The sequence below is a fragment of the Nitrobacter sp. TKz-YC01 genome (assembly GCF_047824785.1).
GTDB lineage: Bacteria > Pseudomonadota > Alphaproteobacteria > Rhizobiales > Xanthobacteraceae > Nitrobacter.
Window position 1 is genome coordinate 1,684,185 of record NZ_CP181167.1, and the last position, 14,642, is coordinate 1,698,826.

A 14,642-nucleotide genomic window follows, 5' to 3' on the forward strand; every position below is an offset into this window, starting at 1 on the left:
TCATGGTTTATTTTCTATGACCGGCGTCGTTTCGCGATGTCGGTGCGTAAGCCGGAAACACCATGATCATTCGGCAATTTCTAAGCTGGGTACGGACCGCTCCCGCAGGCGAGCGCGCCGAGGCGACGCGAGCGCTGGCGCGCGCGTGGCTCATATCCGATCTTTCCGATGATGACCGCGCCGCCGCCGAGGGCGGGCTGCTGCTGCAACTCGATGACTCGTCGCCGCTGGTTCGCCGGGCGATGGCGGACGTCTTTGCCCGCAGCGCGAACGCGCCGCCGACGATCGTTCGGGCCTTGTCGGCCGATCAGCCTTCGGTCGCTATTCCGGTTCTCGAACATTCGCCGCTCCTGAACGATGCGGATCTCGTCGACATCGTCGCGACCGGCGGCTGCGAGGTGCAGTGCGCCGTCGCACGCCGCGTTCGCGTACCGGTGCCGGTCTGTGCAGCCATCGCCGAGGTTGGCTCGGCGACGGCGGCCCTTGAGCTTATCGGGAATCCGGGCGCCGATCTCGCTCGCGTTTCATGGGATCGCATCGTCGAACGTCATGGTCATCTCCCGGCGATCCGGGAAGCGATGCTGGCGCTCGACGGTTTGCCCGCGGTCACGCGGCTCGCGCTGGCTGTAAAACTTTCGGACTCGCTGGCGCGGTTCGTTGTCGCGCGAGACTGGCTCGGCGCCGAGCGGACCGGGCGCGGGGTCAGCGACGCCCGCGATCGCTCGATCGTCGATATTGTGGCGCGTGCGCGAAAGGACGAGATGACGTGTCTGGTCGCGCATCTGCGCGCCTCCGGTCAACTCACCGCCGGATTGATGTTGCGCGCGCTGCTGTCGGGAAATCTTGACCTGTTTCACCATGCGTTGGTGGATCTGTCCGGGCTGCCTTTAAGTCGCGTCACCGCGCTTGTTCACGATCGCGGCGGCGCGAGCCTTCCTGCGTTGCTGACGCGGGCGGGGTTGCCGGAATCCACGTTTTCAGCGTTTTGCGCAGCGCTGAAAGCGCATGACGAGATCGGTTTTGTGGCAACGGTCGGTGGCGCGACGCGGCTGCGTCGCCGCATGGTCGAACGCGTGATGAGAGCTTGTGAAGCGGCGTCCGCCGGCATCTCGCAGCCTCTGCTGATTTTGCTGCGGCGTTTCGCGACGGAATCGGCGCGCGACGAGGCGCGCGTTTTTTGTGACGAGCTGGTCGCGGAGGCGGCCCGCACACCGACGCCTGAAGAGGTACCGGCTTGCGAGCCGGTGCTCCGCGATCTCGAAGTTTGCGAGGAGTTCTACGAACCTGTGCCAGCCATGGCGCTTTCAGGTGAAGTGGATATCCGCTCGCTTGAAGACGACGCGTCAGATCAGGATGCTAGGGTCGTTTACCGTTTCGGTGAAGGGGTGAAAACCTCCCGGCCGCGATTTCTCGACCGGCTGGCGCTCAAACCCAGGTTCGCCGAATACGAGCCGCATGACGCCGAGATTGAGAGCGCAACATCTCTCGATGACGCATCTTGCGAAGTCTTGCCTTACGAAACCTTGCCTTGCGAAGATGAACCTTGCGAAGATTGGCCTTACATCGTTTCGTCTTGTGAATCCGAGCGCGTCGAGCCGAGGTTTGACGAGTCGGCGTCTGGCGATTCCACGGACCGTGAGCCGGGCTTTGGCGAGCCAAGAAATGCTCCGCCGGCATATCGCGAACCACTACTCAGCGATCTGCTTGCGGCGGCGTAGCTCGTTCGCGCTATAGCGTTGGCGGCCGTCTGGTGGAGGAATCCGAGTCTTTGCAGGAGACCACCGGGCGCTATTCTGTCGGTGCAATGCTCGGCGCAAGAATGGCTTCAAGGTGTTCGGGACGATCCTGGTTGACCGCCGCGAGATATTCATCGGCGACGAGACGCAGTTTCCGGTTGATCTCCATCGCCATGGTCTCGGCGCCGGGGGCGGTATGCTCGCGCACGATCGCCTGGATCGCGTTGATGTGATAGGCGATCAGTTCCGCGGGCACGCGATCGAGAGCCGGAGCATGTTCGATGATGCGGCAGAGGCTTTCGGCGCCGGCGGCGGCGGCGGGATAACCGAAGGTTGCGGCATCGCCCTTGATGTCATGCGCCGCTCGAAACAGTTCATCGCGCGCGGCCGGAGTAAATCCGTTATTGAGAATGGCGGCGTGGGCCACCACAAGGCGGTCTCGCTCGATCGCCATCCACGTGGAGAACTCGTCCGAAAGTCCGGCGAGCGCCTTTTCGGCACGCGCGACCGGATCCTCGAAGTTTTTCTCATCGACAAGCCGAACAGCGTTGCGCAGCCGATTGGGCGGAGTGATGACGTGATAGTCGGCGAATGCCTGAACGGACAGTTCGGAAGTGTCTTCCTTTTGCATGGCCGCGTTTTCCATAGTGTTTTCGAGCGAAGTGGAATCCGGTTCGCGTGAAGAAAACGCGTCAGAACATAAGGACTCTATCCGGGAGCTCGCGCCTTATCCAGCAGCGAAGGATGCTGGATAACGTCGGGCTCTTTGGTGCCGCGGCGCTCGGGGCCGATATAGGCGTTGCTGGTATTGCGCCTGCGGTCCGGACCGAAATAGTTTTTGGTCTTGATGAAAGGGCGCGGCGAGACCACGACGTTCAGGATTCGTTGATAGAGGCCCTTGGCCGAAATCGGTTTCGCGAGGAACTCGGTGATGCCTGCATCGCGCGCGACCGTGACGCGCCGTTTCTCCGAATGTCCGGTCAGCATGATGATCGGGGCAAACGGGTTTCCTTTGGAGTCGGGCTGGCGGATCATCTGAGTCAGCTCGATGCCATCGAAGATCGGCATCGCCCAGTCGACGATGACGATGTCCGGAACATAATGCGTATACATCTCGAGCGCGGTGGCGCCGTCCTCGGCCTCGTAGACTTCCCGCGCGCCAAACGAATGCAGCAGCGTGCGCAGAATACGGCGCATGTGCGCGTTGTCATCGCAGACAAGAAACCGCAGCTTGTTGAAGTCGAGGCCGTACATGGCGCGGATCCGGTATACCTGCCGTTAACTATATGTCCTTGTCGTTAACGAATGGTTGCCGCTGCCGTCTCGGCTAGAGCGTTTTCGAGCGAAGTGGGCACCGGTTCGCGTGAAGAAAACGCGTCAGATCAAAATCATCGAGCCCGCTTCTGGTCCTATCAGAAGCGGGCTCTAGACCGGGCATTCCGAAGAATGAGGGGAGGGTAGAGGAGAGCTCAGTATCCGAACTGCTCCCTGAGGATTCGTTCCTCAAGGCTGTGGCCCGGATCGAACAGCATCCGCATTGAGATCGCCTTGTCGGACGAGACTTCGACGCGGCGCACGTTGCGGGCTTCGTCGTGATCGGCGACGGCGGCCACGGGACGCTTTTCGTGTTCAAGCGCCTCGATCGCGACGACGGCGGTATCCGGCAGCAGCGCGCCGCGCCAGCGGCGCGGACGGAATGGGCTGATCGGAGTGAGGGCAAGCAACGCCGCGTTGATCGGTAGAATCGGTCCCTGCGCCGACAGGTTGTAGGCGGTCGATCCCGCCGGCGTGGCGACCATGATGCCGTCGGCAACGAGTTCGGGCATGCGTTCGCGCTCGTCGATCAGGATGCGCAGCCGCGCGGCCTGGTGAGTCTGGCGAAACAGCGATACTTCGTTGATGGCGTGATGAATGTGGATCGTACCGTGAATATCGGTCGCGCGCATCAGCAGCGGATGGATAACGGTGTCGGTCGCGGCGGCGAGGCGGGCATGAAGATCGTGCCGGCTGTACTCGTTCATCAGAAACCCGACCGTGCCGCGATGCATCCCGTAGATCGGCTTCCCCGACCGCATGTTCCGATGCAGGGTTTGCAGCATCAACCCGTCGCCGCCGAGCGCCACCAGCACGTCGGCGTCCTCGGGATCGCTGTTGCCATAGGTCTTCACCAGCTCCGTCAGCGCCTGCCGGGCTTCCGGGCTGGCGCCTCCGACGAAGGCGATGCGGTCGTATGGTCGGGACGACGTCATGATCATTCGCAAGCCTGGCGGCTGCCGGCAGCCGGTCGCTTCCGGTTACGCCACAGTTATGAGCGGATACTTAACCGTGCTTTGCGGCAGCGTGTCGAGATTTCGATCCATTGATGGTTAGCGGAAAGGACGGTCACGAGGCGCGATTCGCCGCAACCCGAACTTTTACGTCGATAAACGAAATGCGAATTTGATTTCGGCGGCGGACGGTTTAGTGCTTTCCGGAGGAAGACGAACCGGAAAGACGGACGGGTGTTGGGGGCATCTACAAAATTCGTGGCGATCGCGGTTCTGGCGGCATCGCTCGCGGCCTGCGTGACCGACAGCGGCGATCAGGGCCGTGGTCAGGGCGGCCTGGTCTATACCGATGATCGCGGCGTGGCCGATCAACCTTTTCCGGCCGATTATCGCACTCAGGTGCTCGCGTTTCTCAGAACCTACCTCAACAATCCCGCCGGCATTCGCGACGCCGAGATGGCCGAGCCGGTTCAGCGCACCGTCGGCGGCCGGCGGCGTTATGTGAGCTGCCTGCGCTATAACGCCCGCGAGATCGACGGCAGTTATCGGGGTGTGGCGCAGCGTGCGGTCGTGTATGTCGATGCGCGGCTCGATCGCATGATCGAGAAGACCGACGACCTCTGTGCCGGCGCGGTCTACGCCCCGTTCCCGGAGCTTGAGAAGCTGACGCGCTAGAGTCGTTCATTGCTTCATGGAAGCGGTGAACGACTCTAGCTTTTTGATTTGACGCGTTTTCTTGACGCGAACCGGATTCCACTTCGCTCGAAAACGCTATAAGCGCCGGGCAGGGTCGGGGTAGTGGCGTTCAGCCCGGTTGATCACGTTTCGGAGAGGCTGGAACCTTTTTCGCGCGCGGCCGAACCTGTATGCGCTGAGTTTCCCGCGCTTTTGCCGCCGAAAGCGACGCGCCCTGTTTTTCCCGGCGGCGGTTCCTACATAGAAGCAGCGCGTCGTAAGGTAGCACCGAGGCCGCCGCTCTGCCGTTCGGCAACCAAACTCGCGCCACGTTGTTTGTCCAGGTTGATTGGAACGATGATGGTATCCAACGAGAGGGAAAGCCCATCATGAAGAAATTGTTGCTTACGGCCGCTGCCGTTGCGGTATTCGCGGCGCCGGCATTCGCGGCTGACATTGCGCCGCGACCTTATACAAAGGCGCCGGTGCCTTATACGCCGCCGCAGGCCGTCTACAACTGGACCGGCTTCTACATCGGCGGCCATCTCGGCGGCGCGTTCGGCGGCGGCCTCGGTGGAAGCGATGGCCGCTTCCTCGGCGGCGTGCAGGGCGGCGCCGACTACCAGTTCGCGAACAACTGGGTACTCGGCATCGAGGCCCAGCATAGCTGGCTCGCCAACTACAGAGAGAACGTGGCCTTTCCGGGCGGCAGCGTTGTGACCGGTGGCAATAGCGGGCTGGGCTCGGTGACCGGTCGTCTCGGCTATAGCTGGGGCCCGGCCCTTCTCTACGCCAAGGGCGGCTATGCGTTCAGGGACGGCCCGCTCGGCGTGACCGACGCGGCCGGCGCGCCGCAGGCTTTTACAACCACCGGCAACCGGAACAGCGGTTACACCGTCGGCGCGGGTCTGGAATACATGTTCGCGCCGAACTGGTCAGCCAAGGCGGAGTACCAGTATTTCAATTTCGGCAGAACGACATTCGGCGCGGGTTCGCCGGCCGATGTGGTCGGAGCGAGCTTCCGCAACGACGAGCATACCGTGAAGGCCGGCGTGAACTATCGCTTCGGCTGGGGCGGGCCACCGGCCCCTCAATATTGAGGAACGCCTCGCGGATTGTTCGACAGGGGTTTGAACAACAGATTTGAACGACAAAGGCCGGCGCGAAGCCGGCCTTTGTCGAGTCTGATTCAACTGCGTTGAATCAGACTCGTCGCTTATCTTTTTGTTTGAGCATGATCTTTTCCTAAAACCGGTTTCCACTTTGCGCTGGCGCGGCCCGTCGGGTCGGGATCATGCTCTGGTTGAGGTGATGCGATCCGCTGTCCGACTGCGGACCAGACGCGGTCGATATTCGGAAGAAGCAATGTTTACAACGCGGCAGCAGTCGTGGTCGATCACCACTTGTAGGAAAGGCTTCCCGTGATGCGACGCCGGTCGCCATAGAAGCATGAAGTAACGAAGCCGCAGCTTGCGACATACTGGGTGTCAGCGATATTGACCACATTGATCGCCGCGCGCCACTGGTGCGCCCATTCGTAGTGAATCGCGAGATCGCCGAGGACAACCGACGGCACAGAAAGAGTATTCGCAGCATCCGCAAAAGACGAGCCGACATAGCGTACGCCACCGCCGAAACCAACTCCGTCGAGCCAGTTGTCCCGGAACGTGTAGTCAAACCACATCGAAGCGACCTGCCGCGGCTTGGCAGTCGGAACCCTGCCAACCAAGGTCGGATCAAGATCCTTGCTGACGAACAGCTCGTAGTTGGTGTAGCTCGCAACCACCTTGAAGTCGCGGGTAATATTCGCAAGGGCCTCCAGTTCAAGGCCGCGCGACGTCACCTCGCCGTTCTGGGTCTGGAACAACACGTTATTGGGGTCGGTGGTCAGGGCGTTCTTGCGCTTTAGATCGAACAAAGCGATGCCGAACCTCGCGTTGAGACCCACAGGCTGATACTTCACGCCGACCTCGGTTTGCTCTCCGGTTTCGGGTAACAGCAATCCACCGGCGGAATTCAGACCGATGATTGGATTGTAGCTCGTTGAGTATGACGCATAGGGCGCGAGACCATTGTCAAAGTTGTAGATCAGGCCTGCGCGCCCTGAAAACTTGCTGTCCCGTCGACTCACAGGGGTATAAATCCGATCGTTGTTGACCAGGTTTACCCAATCGTTGCGGCCCGACAGGATCAGGGTGAAATGATCCCACTTGATCTGGTCCTGAAGGTAGAGGCCGACCTGTCCCTGGGTCAGATAAGTATCCTGGTAAAGCGGGCCGTCGTAAGGTGTGTTAACGCCATAGACCGGATTGAGAACGTTCAGATCGGTGCCGGCCCCGATACCCTGCTGGTCGTCGATCGCATAATGCCTGAGGTTGACACCGACCAGCGTGGTATGGCGGAACGGCCCCGTGGCAAAGCGATACTCGAACTGATTGTCCATATTGAGCTGAGTCGCTTTTGAGGCCGCAAGGAAGTTACCCCGCATGATGTCAGCCGCGGCCGGAGTGGTGGCCCAGCCCTGTCCGAACATTCCAGTGTAATTCACCTCGACATGCGCAGCGCGCCCATTCTGGCGGAATGTCGCATTGTCCGAGAGATGCTTTTCGAATTGGTAACTGACCATTTCTTGGGTTCGCGTATAACGGTCAGCCGAGGGGTCGCCGGTGAAAAGGTTGGACGGTATCCGGCCGAACGGAGCGTCGGTCGCGGTGCCGATATAAGGCAGGAAGTTCGGTGCCTTGGTTCGGTTGTGGGACGCCATCGCGAAAACGGTCAGTCGGGTGTCGGCGTCGGGTAGCCAGGTCACGGACGGTGCAATGAAATAATTGTCATTGTTGACGAAGTTTGTTTGCGTCCCGCCGCCCTGAACTTGGCCGACGATTCTGTAGAGTATCTTGCCGTTGCCTGGCTCGGTCGCGACAGGACCTCCGAAATCGAACTGAGTGTAGGCGTTACCGAAATTATTGACGCCGGACTCAATATAACGGATGGGCTCGGCGGAAGGCAGCTTGCTTACAGCATTGACCAGCCCGCCCGGTGCCGATCCGCCGTAGAGAGCGGCAGACGGGCCACGCAACACCTCGACCCGCTCAAGGTTGAATGGCTGCAACTTAAAGCCGGCGAACGCAAAATAGAAAAGGTTCATACCGTCGAGGAAAAGTGAATCCTGTTGGGCGTCAAAACCTCGGATCAGGAACCAGTCATCGCGAAAATCCGTCCCGAAGCTCGCGGCAACGACGCCCGGTGTGTAACGCAGCACCTCATCCAGTTTTGAAACCAGCTTCTGATCCCGAATCTGCTCCGCGCCGATCACCGACACGGACTGCGGCGTCTCCACGATCGGTGTGTCGGTCTTGGTGCCGGTCATGCTCCGATTGGCGACATAACCGTTAACAGGGCCCAGTGGGCTCTCACCCTGAATATCGATTGTGTCGAGTGCGATCGCGCCGGCGGGAGCCGCGCCGGTGGCGGAAGCGCCCGGTCCAACGATGGTGATCGCGTTCGGGCCGGTCGCCCGCGCGACCAGGCCGGTGCCGTTCAGGATCGCCGACAGCGCCTGGTGTGCTGTCAGTGCGCCTTGCGCGCCGCGCGTCGTCTTGCCTCGTGCAATCGATGCGTCGAACAGAACCTGCATTCCCGTCTGCGCGGCCAACTGGTTCAGGGCCGATGTCAGCGGGCCGGCGGGGATGGAGATCGTACGCGCCGCGGCCGCTGCCGGCGCATTCTGCGCGGTCGCCGGCACGGTGAAACATGTCGCCAGCAGCGTGGCGCTCAACAGAAGCGACCGGGTCCGTAGCCGGATCTGTGATTGCCGCTGTCGCCCCGTTTTTTCCGCCGCCATCGAACTTGTCCCCCAATCGCCGCCGTTCCGCCGGGATGGCGGACAGTCGGCCGTTCATTGAGGTGACGAATGAAGCAGCGGCTTTGGGACTCCGGACGATGAGAAAGTAACCTGGAAGGGTTCAAGTCTTGATGCATGGCCGGAATAAGCCGGCCATGACCGAGACGAAGAAAGGATGGATTTCATCCCCGCAGCAGGATCAGCGGACCCATCCGGATCACGCTCACGCCCAGAGACTCACGCAAAAGCGCCAGCGCCGCGTCGGTATCGGTGACGGTAAACGTGCCGCTGACGCGGCGCGCTGCGAGGTCCGAATTCGAGATGATGATGCGTCCCGCGAAATGGCGGCCGATCTCGGCCACGACATCCGCCACCAGTGCATTGTCGACCACCAGTTGGCCCCGGCGCCACGCGAGCACGGCATGGGTGTCAGCCTGCCGGACATCCTTGACCTTGCCGTCAGGATCATAGACGGCCTGCTGGCCCTCGTTCACGCGGACTGCTGGCTCGGCGTGTGTATGAGGAGTGACCGATACGGCATGTTCGGTCACGGTCACTTCCGTTGAGTTCGGATCCAGCCGGACATCGAAGGCGGTGCCGAGCGCGGTCGTTCGTCCGCCGTTCGCTTCGACAACGAACGGGCGGTTCGCATCTTTCGCGACCTGGAAGAACGCCTGACCGCGCAGCAGCGTGACCGTGCGCGTTTCCGCCGTGAAACGGTAGGAGATGGCGGAAAAGGCGTTGAGCTGGATGGTCGTGCCATCAGCCAGTTCGATTGTCGGCATCTCACCCGTGCCCGATATGGCGTTGGCCAGAAGCCGCATCGGGCCGTCGGAATAGACGAAGGCGCCGCCCGCGAGCGTCGCGCCGAGAAACGCGACCGCAAGGGTCTTGGCGACGCGCGGACGCGGCTTGACCTTGAAATTCCGCAGCGCCGGATCATTCAAAATGGCCGTGCGCGCTTCGCCCATCAGCCGCTGGGCCGCCTCGTAAGCCGTTCTGTTCTCCTCGCCCTGGTCGAGCCACTCCTCAAACGCACGGCTCTCGTGCGCGCTTTGATTGATGTCACGATTTTTAAGCACCCAGGCGGCGGCTTCTTCGTGTCGTTTGCGGCTTGCCTGCGCGGATTGGTCGGCTGTCATCGCGACTCCTGATCGCTCTCACCCATTAAGGAGACGAGTGAATCCTCTTGAGAAGGACTCTTACTCGATACCAAGCAGGCGATCGAGGCAATGCGCGAGTGCCCGCCGAAGGTGGCGGTCGACCATGTTTCGCGTGATATTGAGCTTTCGCGCGATCTGGTCGGGCTCCAGCCGGTGGAGGCGGTGCAGGACGAAAATGGCGCGCCGGCGCGCCGGGAGTTCGCTGATGGCCTCGCGCAAGACCGCAAGGCGGGCTTCGACATCAAGGCCGTAATCGGGAGCCGCCGTTTCCGCGGGCACGGCCAAAGCCTCGGCCTCGGTGCCTGAAAAGAGATGCTGCTCCAGCCGGGCGCGACGCATCCGGTCGATACCGAGATTGATCGCCGAGCGGCAGAGGAAGCCGCACAGCGAGCGCTTGCCCTTCAAAGCGTCGGGCTGCTCGGCAAGCTTGATGTAGAGATCGTGGACGATGTCCGAGACAAGGCTGCGTGCGCAGCCGCGGCGCAGCACCGCCGCCTTGATGTCGGCGTAGTGCGCTTCGATGGCGCGATCCAGGAGGTTGTCGCTGTCGAAAGTGCTGGCCGGCGCCACGCTACGATTCCTGTTCGAGTAGGCAAGCACATACAGAGACAATTAACTCGCAGCGCAAGCTCCTAACTTTAGATCGCATCTAAACCTTGCCGTGCATTCGACGGGGATAAGGCGCTCCCGGCCAAGGCGGGCAGGGAGGGTTCGATCCGGGCCTGGCTCGAACGAGGACATTAACCTGCGGTAGTCACCCGCGCTTTTGCTCGCCTGTTAAGCCGCTTCGATGCATTTTAGAGCTGACGGGGCGTTTTCCGTTCGCTATAGAGGCTCTCACTAGGAGTGTAGCTCAATTGGTAGAGCACCGGTCTCCAAAACCGGGGGTCGCAGGTTCGAGCCCTGCCACTCCTGCCAGTCCCATCGTAGGACATCTCAAGCCGCGCAACCGACCGCAGTATGTTGCCGGCCAGCGCTGCTAACCATCCCTTGACCTTTTCAGCCGCCGGCAGTAGATAGCGGCACCTGCTGTCGGCCCGATTTGACGGATTTCCGACGCGGCCCTGAATTCCCGGACAGTCCAGCCCGTTGGGCGGCTACCCTCCAGATGGAGGGTTGGGCGCACGAAAGAGGCTGTCCGGATTTTGCGAAACCAGACCGGCACAAAACGAACGCGGATTATCAACGATGGCTTTCAGCCCGTTCAAATTCCTGCAGGAAGTGCGCACGGAAACCGCGAAGGTCACCTGGCCGTCCCGCCGCGAGACCACGGTGACGACGATCATGGTGTTCGTGATGGTGGCGCTGGCGTCGATCTTCTTCTTCTTCACGGATCAGATTATCCGCGTTTTCATCACGTTCGTACTCGGTCTTCACTGACAGCACGAATGACGCGTACGGACTGAACAATGAGCATGCGCTGGTATATCGTCCACGCCTATTCGAACTTCGAAAAGAAGGTCTCGGAATCGATTCGCGAGCAGGCCAAGCAGCGGGGGCTCGAAGATCTCTTCGAGCAGGTGCTGGTGCCGACCGAGAAGGTCACGGAAGTCCGGCGCGGCCGCAAAGTCGATACCGAGCGGAAGTTCTTCCCGGGCTACGTGCTGGTGAAGATGAACCTTACCGACGAAGCGTTTCATCTCATCAAGAACACCCCGAAAGTCACCGGCTTCCTCGGCGCCGAGAACAAGCCGATGCCGATATCGGAAGCCGAGGCCATGCACATCCTGCATCAGGTGCAGGAAGGGGTGGAACGGCCCAAGGCGTCGGTCTCCTTCGAGGTCGGCGAGAATGTCCGCGTGGCTGACGGCCCGTTCGCCTCATTCTCCGGCGTCGTGGAGGAAGTCGACGAGGCGCGCTCGCGCGTGAAGGTCGCGGTGTCGATTTTCGGCCGCGCGACGCCGGTCGAGCTGGAATTCGGTCAGGTCGAAAAGGTTTAACCGTGATGCCTGGCCCCGTGCCGGGCGTCCACGTCTTTTGGCGTGAAGCGGTTGTGGAGACGTGGGTGGCCGGGTCCGTCTGCGCGAAGACGCGCTTCGCGCTTTAGTCCGGCCATCACGTGCGGAAGGTTTTCCGCGGAGAGCCGTGGGAGGTGAGGGCGGTTGCCAGCCGCTTGAGCCGTGACCACAAACAGGAGTGACGCATGGCAAAGAAAGTGACCGGATACCTGAAATTGCAGGTGCCGGCCGGTGCGGCGAACCCCTCGCCACCGATCGGTCCCGCGCTTGGTCAGCGCGGTCTCAACATCATGGAGTTCTGCAAGGCCTTCAACGCCCAGACCCAGAAGGAAGAAAAGAACACGCCGATTCCGGTCGTGATTACAATCTACGCGGATCGTTCCTTCACCTTCGAGATGAAGACCCCGCCGATGGCCTACTTCCTCAAGCAGGCTGCGAAGATCCAGTCGGGATCCAAGGCGCCGGGCCGCGATTCCGCTGGCACGCTGACCAGGGCGCAGGTGCGTGAGATCGCCGAGAAGAAGATGAAGGATCTCAATTGCGACACCGTCGAAGCGGCCATGAGCATGGTCGAGGGCTCCGCCCGTTCGATGGGCCTTCAGGTGGCGGAGTAACAAACCATGGCAACCGGAAAGCGTTTGAAGAAATCCCGTGAGGGAATTGATAGAAATAAGCTTTATCCAATCGCGGAAGCGATCGGGATGGTCAAGGAGCGCGCCACTTCGAAGTTTGATGAGACGATCGAGATCGCGATGAACCTCGGCGTCGATCCGCGTCACGCCGACCAGATGGTGCGCGGCGTGGTCACGCTGCCGAACGGCACTGGCCGCACGTTGCGCGTCGGCGTGTTCGCGCGGGGCGCCAAGGCCGAGGAGGCCAAGGCCGCCGGCGCCGATGTGGTGGGCGCGGAAGATCTGGTTGAGATCGTGCAGGGCGGTACGATCGCATTCGATCGCTGTATCGCCACGCCGGACATGATGCCGCTGGTCGGTCGCCTCGGAAAGGTGCTCGGTCCGCGCGGCATGATGCCGAATCCGAAAATCGGCACCGTGACGATGGATGTCGCTGGCGCCGTGAAGGGCGCCAAGGGCGGATCGGTCGAATTCCGCGTCGAGAAGGCGGGTATCGTGCAGGCCGGAATCGGCAAGGCCTCTTTCTCCGCGGAGAAGCTGGTCGAGAACGTCAAGGCGTTGGCCGACGCGGTGGCGAAGGCCAAGCCGGCCGGAGCCAAGGGCACCTACGTCCAGCGCATCGCGGTGTCCTCCACGATGGGTCCGGGCGTCAAGGTCGAGCCGGGAACCGTGCTCGGCTGAGATCGGTGGGTGAGACAATCAAAGCGGGTTCGGAGTTTCCGGACCCGCTTTGACGTTTTTGATCGCGGTGAAGCCGATTCCTGTTGGCACCGATCGTGTGCGAAGACGCGTTCTTGTTCGAAGCTGGCCGGAAAATTGCATGATTTAGGGCTTGGCAACGCGGCAAAGATTGGTTAAACACCCCGCTCCGGATGCGTGGACTTCTGTTCGCGCGTTCGCGTTCGCTTTCCAAAACCCAACGAGACAGGAGAACCGTACCTTCCCCATGGCCATTTCGCATGGTTCGGGAGGGCGGGGCGCCAGTCTGTTGGTTGGTGCGAACGGGGGTCTTCGGACCGTTCCCGGGATTATTCCCGGGATTTGGTTTTGATGATCCCGTCCTGTCCGAGACTGCAGGCGCCGGCGGCAAATACTTTGTTTGTTCAATGGCTTAATCGTACGGCCTGCATAGACGGGTGAAAACCGGATTTCGCTTTTCGCCGCCGTGAGCGGAAAGCAGCGGATTGGGTTCGAACCTCGACCCCGGTGCCAAATGGCCGTCAGGCCGTGGAAGCCGGGAGGGCAGGCTACTGAATGTCGTCACGTCCGGCGTGTCTTGAGGCTGTTGTCTTGGGATCCGAGGGGCGGGCCGACGGGTGCAACCCGGTGTCTTTGCCTTGGATGTCCTTGCCTTGGATATCCTTGCCTTGGCGAAGCCACCAAATGGAAAGAGCTTGCTGTGGAACGAGCGGCAAAAAAAGAAGCGGTCGAACAGCTCAACGAGACTTTCAGGACGACGGGCGTCGCGATCGTTGCTCATTATTCCGGCCTCACCGTGGCTCAAATGCAGACCCTGCGCAAGCAGATGAAGCAGGCGGGCGCCTCGGTGAAGGTCTCGAAGAACCGTCTCGCCAAGATCGCTCTTGAAGGCACGGACGTCGTTGCCATCGGCTCCCTTTTGAAGGGGCCGACCGTGATCGCGACTTCCAGCGATCCGGTGGCGGCACCGAAGGTCGCCGTCGAATTCGCCAAGACGAACGAGAATTTCGTCGTCCTCGGCGGTTCGATGGGAAAAACCGTCCTGGACGTTAACGGAGTGAAGGCCTTGGCCTCGCTGCCGTCCCTCGATGAACTGCGTGGCAAGCTTGTCGGCCTCCTGGTGGCGCCGGCGACCAAGATCGCCCAGCTCTCGACGGCGCCTGCAGCCAAGCTGGCTCGTGTTGTCCAGGCTTATGCCTCAAAGGGCGAAGCCGCGTGAGGCGCTTCGCAAGTCCAATCTGGTTCGAACCGAATACCTTGAAGGAATATATCAATGGCTGATCTGCAGAAGATTGTTGATGACCTCTCCGCGTTGACCGTGCTGGAGGCCGCCGAGCTGGCGAAGCTGCTCGAAGAGAAGTGGGGCGTGTCGGCGGCCGCTGCGGTGGCTGTGGCTGCTGCGCCGGCAGGTGGCGGTGGCGCTGCCGCCGCGGAAGAGAAGACCGAGTTCACCGTCGTTCTCGCGGCCGCGGGCGACAAGAAGATCGAGGTCATCAAGGAAGTTCGCGCCATCACCGGGCTCGGCCTCAAGGAAGCCAAGGATTTGGTCGAAGGTGCGCCCAAGCCGGTCAAGGAAGGCGTTGCCAAGGACGAGGCCGAGAAGATCAAGGCGCAGCTCGAGAAGGCCGGCGGCAAGGTTGAACTCAAGTAACTGCGGGAGGTTGCTAG

The 14,642-nt window shown here is 61.3% G+C and carries 15 protein-coding genes and 1 tRNA gene; 10 read left to right on the forward strand and 6 right to left on the reverse strand.

The features are described from left to right. The first annotated feature begins 62 nt into the window (after window positions 1–62). Window positions 63–1,718, forward strand: coding sequence for a DUF2336 domain-containing protein (locus ACMYR2_RS07885; RefSeq protein WP_416193961.1), 1,656 nt, complete (start codon window positions 63–65; stop codon window positions 1,716–1,718). A gap of 70 nt (window positions 1,719–1,788) precedes the next feature. Here the strand turns inward: ACMYR2_RS07885 and ACMYR2_RS07890 are convergent, their stop codons facing one another. The 3 genes from ACMYR2_RS07890 to ACMYR2_RS07900 form a co-directional block, all read right to left on the reverse strand. Next, window positions 1,789–2,367, reverse strand: a complete 579-nt coding sequence (locus tag ACMYR2_RS07890; RefSeq protein WP_347263860.1) for an Hpt domain-containing protein — start codon at window positions 2,365–2,367, stop codon at window positions 1,789–1,791. A gap of 77 nt (window positions 2,368–2,444) precedes the next feature. Continuing rightward, window positions 2,445–2,990: a response regulator gene (locus ACMYR2_RS07895; RefSeq protein ID WP_347263859.1), complete on the reverse strand. Its 546-nt coding sequence runs from the start codon at window positions 2,988–2,990 to the stop codon at window positions 2,445–2,447. 215 nt (window positions 2,991–3,205) lie between these two features. Further along, on the reverse strand, window positions 3,206–3,985 hold the full coding sequence (locus ACMYR2_RS07900; RefSeq protein WP_347263858.1) for an NAD kinase: 780 nt from the start codon (window positions 3,983–3,985) through the stop codon (window positions 3,206–3,208). A gap of 252 nt (window positions 3,986–4,237) precedes the next feature. Here ACMYR2_RS07900 and ACMYR2_RS07905 point away from each other — a divergent pair, with 252 nt between their 5' ends. Beyond that, window positions 4,238–4,678 carry a hypothetical protein gene (locus ACMYR2_RS07905; RefSeq protein WP_347263857.1) on the forward strand — a complete coding sequence of 147 codons (441 nt, stop codon included), beginning with the start codon at window positions 4,238–4,240 and terminating at the stop codon, window positions 4,676–4,678. Window positions 4,679–5,067: 389 nt separating this feature from the next. Beyond that, window positions 5,068–5,778 (forward strand): outer membrane protein, encoded by a 711-nt coding sequence (locus tag ACMYR2_RS07910; RefSeq protein WP_347263856.1) that lies wholly within the window; start codon window positions 5,068–5,070, stop codon window positions 5,776–5,778. Window positions 5,779–6,074: 296 nt separating this feature from the next. Here the strand turns inward: ACMYR2_RS07910 and ACMYR2_RS07915 are convergent, their stop codons facing one another. From ACMYR2_RS07915 to ACMYR2_RS07925, 3 genes are all read right to left on the reverse strand, one after another. Next, complete coding sequence (locus tag ACMYR2_RS07915; RefSeq protein WP_416193962.1) at window positions 6,075–8,522, reverse strand: TonB-dependent siderophore receptor; 2,448 nt, start codon at window positions 8,520–8,522, stop codon at window positions 6,075–6,077. 182 nt (window positions 8,523–8,704) lie between these two features. After that, the gene (locus ACMYR2_RS07920; protein ID WP_347265061.1) at window positions 8,705–9,664 is read right to left on the reverse strand and encodes a FecR family protein; all 960 of its coding nucleotides are present in this window, start codon (window positions 9,662–9,664) and stop codon (window positions 8,705–8,707) included. Window positions 9,665–9,724: 60 nt separating this feature from the next. Beyond that, the gene (locus tag ACMYR2_RS07925; RefSeq protein WP_416193963.1) at window positions 9,725–10,255 is read right to left on the reverse strand and encodes an RNA polymerase sigma factor; all 531 of its coding nucleotides are present in this window, start codon (window positions 10,253–10,255) and stop codon (window positions 9,725–9,727) included. A gap of 272 nt (window positions 10,256–10,527) precedes the next feature. Here ACMYR2_RS07925 and ACMYR2_RS07930 point away from each other — a divergent pair. The 7 genes from ACMYR2_RS07930 to rplL all read left to right on the forward strand — a co-directional run bounded on the left by ACMYR2_RS07930 (window position 10,528) and on the right by rplL (window position 14,625). Continuing rightward, window positions 10,528–10,603: transfer RNA gene (locus ACMYR2_RS07930), tRNA-Trp, on the forward strand. A gap of 270 nt (window positions 10,604–10,873) precedes the next feature. After that, complete coding sequence (secE, locus tag ACMYR2_RS07935) at window positions 10,874–11,065, forward strand: preprotein translocase subunit SecE (protein WP_011314623.1); 192 nt, start codon at window positions 10,874–10,876, stop codon at window positions 11,063–11,065. 29 nt (window positions 11,066–11,094) lie between these two features. Further along, window positions 11,095–11,625 carry a transcription termination/antitermination protein NusG gene (gene nusG, locus ACMYR2_RS07940; RefSeq protein ID WP_347265059.1) on the forward strand — a complete coding sequence of 177 codons (531 nt, stop codon included), beginning with the start codon at window positions 11,095–11,097 and terminating at the stop codon, window positions 11,623–11,625. A gap of 203 nt (window positions 11,626–11,828) precedes the next feature. Continuing rightward, a complete protein-coding gene (gene rplK / locus ACMYR2_RS07945) occupies window positions 11,829–12,257 on the forward strand; it encodes a 50S ribosomal protein L11 (RefSeq protein ID WP_141383234.1) in 429 nt (142 codons plus the stop codon). 6 nt (window positions 12,258–12,263) lie between these two features. Next, window positions 12,264–12,956 (forward strand): 50S ribosomal protein L1, encoded by a 693-nt coding sequence (rplA, locus tag ACMYR2_RS07950; protein ID WP_141383233.1) that lies wholly within the window; start codon window positions 12,264–12,266, stop codon window positions 12,954–12,956. A gap of 718 nt (window positions 12,957–13,674) precedes the next feature. Further along, on the forward strand, window positions 13,675–14,193 hold the full coding sequence (gene rplJ, locus ACMYR2_RS07955) for a 50S ribosomal protein L10 (RefSeq protein WP_347265058.1): 519 nt from the start codon (window positions 13,675–13,677) through the stop codon (window positions 14,191–14,193). Between the two features lie 54 nt (window positions 14,194–14,247). After that, complete coding sequence (gene rplL, locus ACMYR2_RS07960) at window positions 14,248–14,625, forward strand: 50S ribosomal protein L7/L12 (RefSeq protein WP_347265057.1); 378 nt, start codon at window positions 14,248–14,250, stop codon at window positions 14,623–14,625. Window positions 14,626–14,642: the final 17 nt, after the last annotated feature.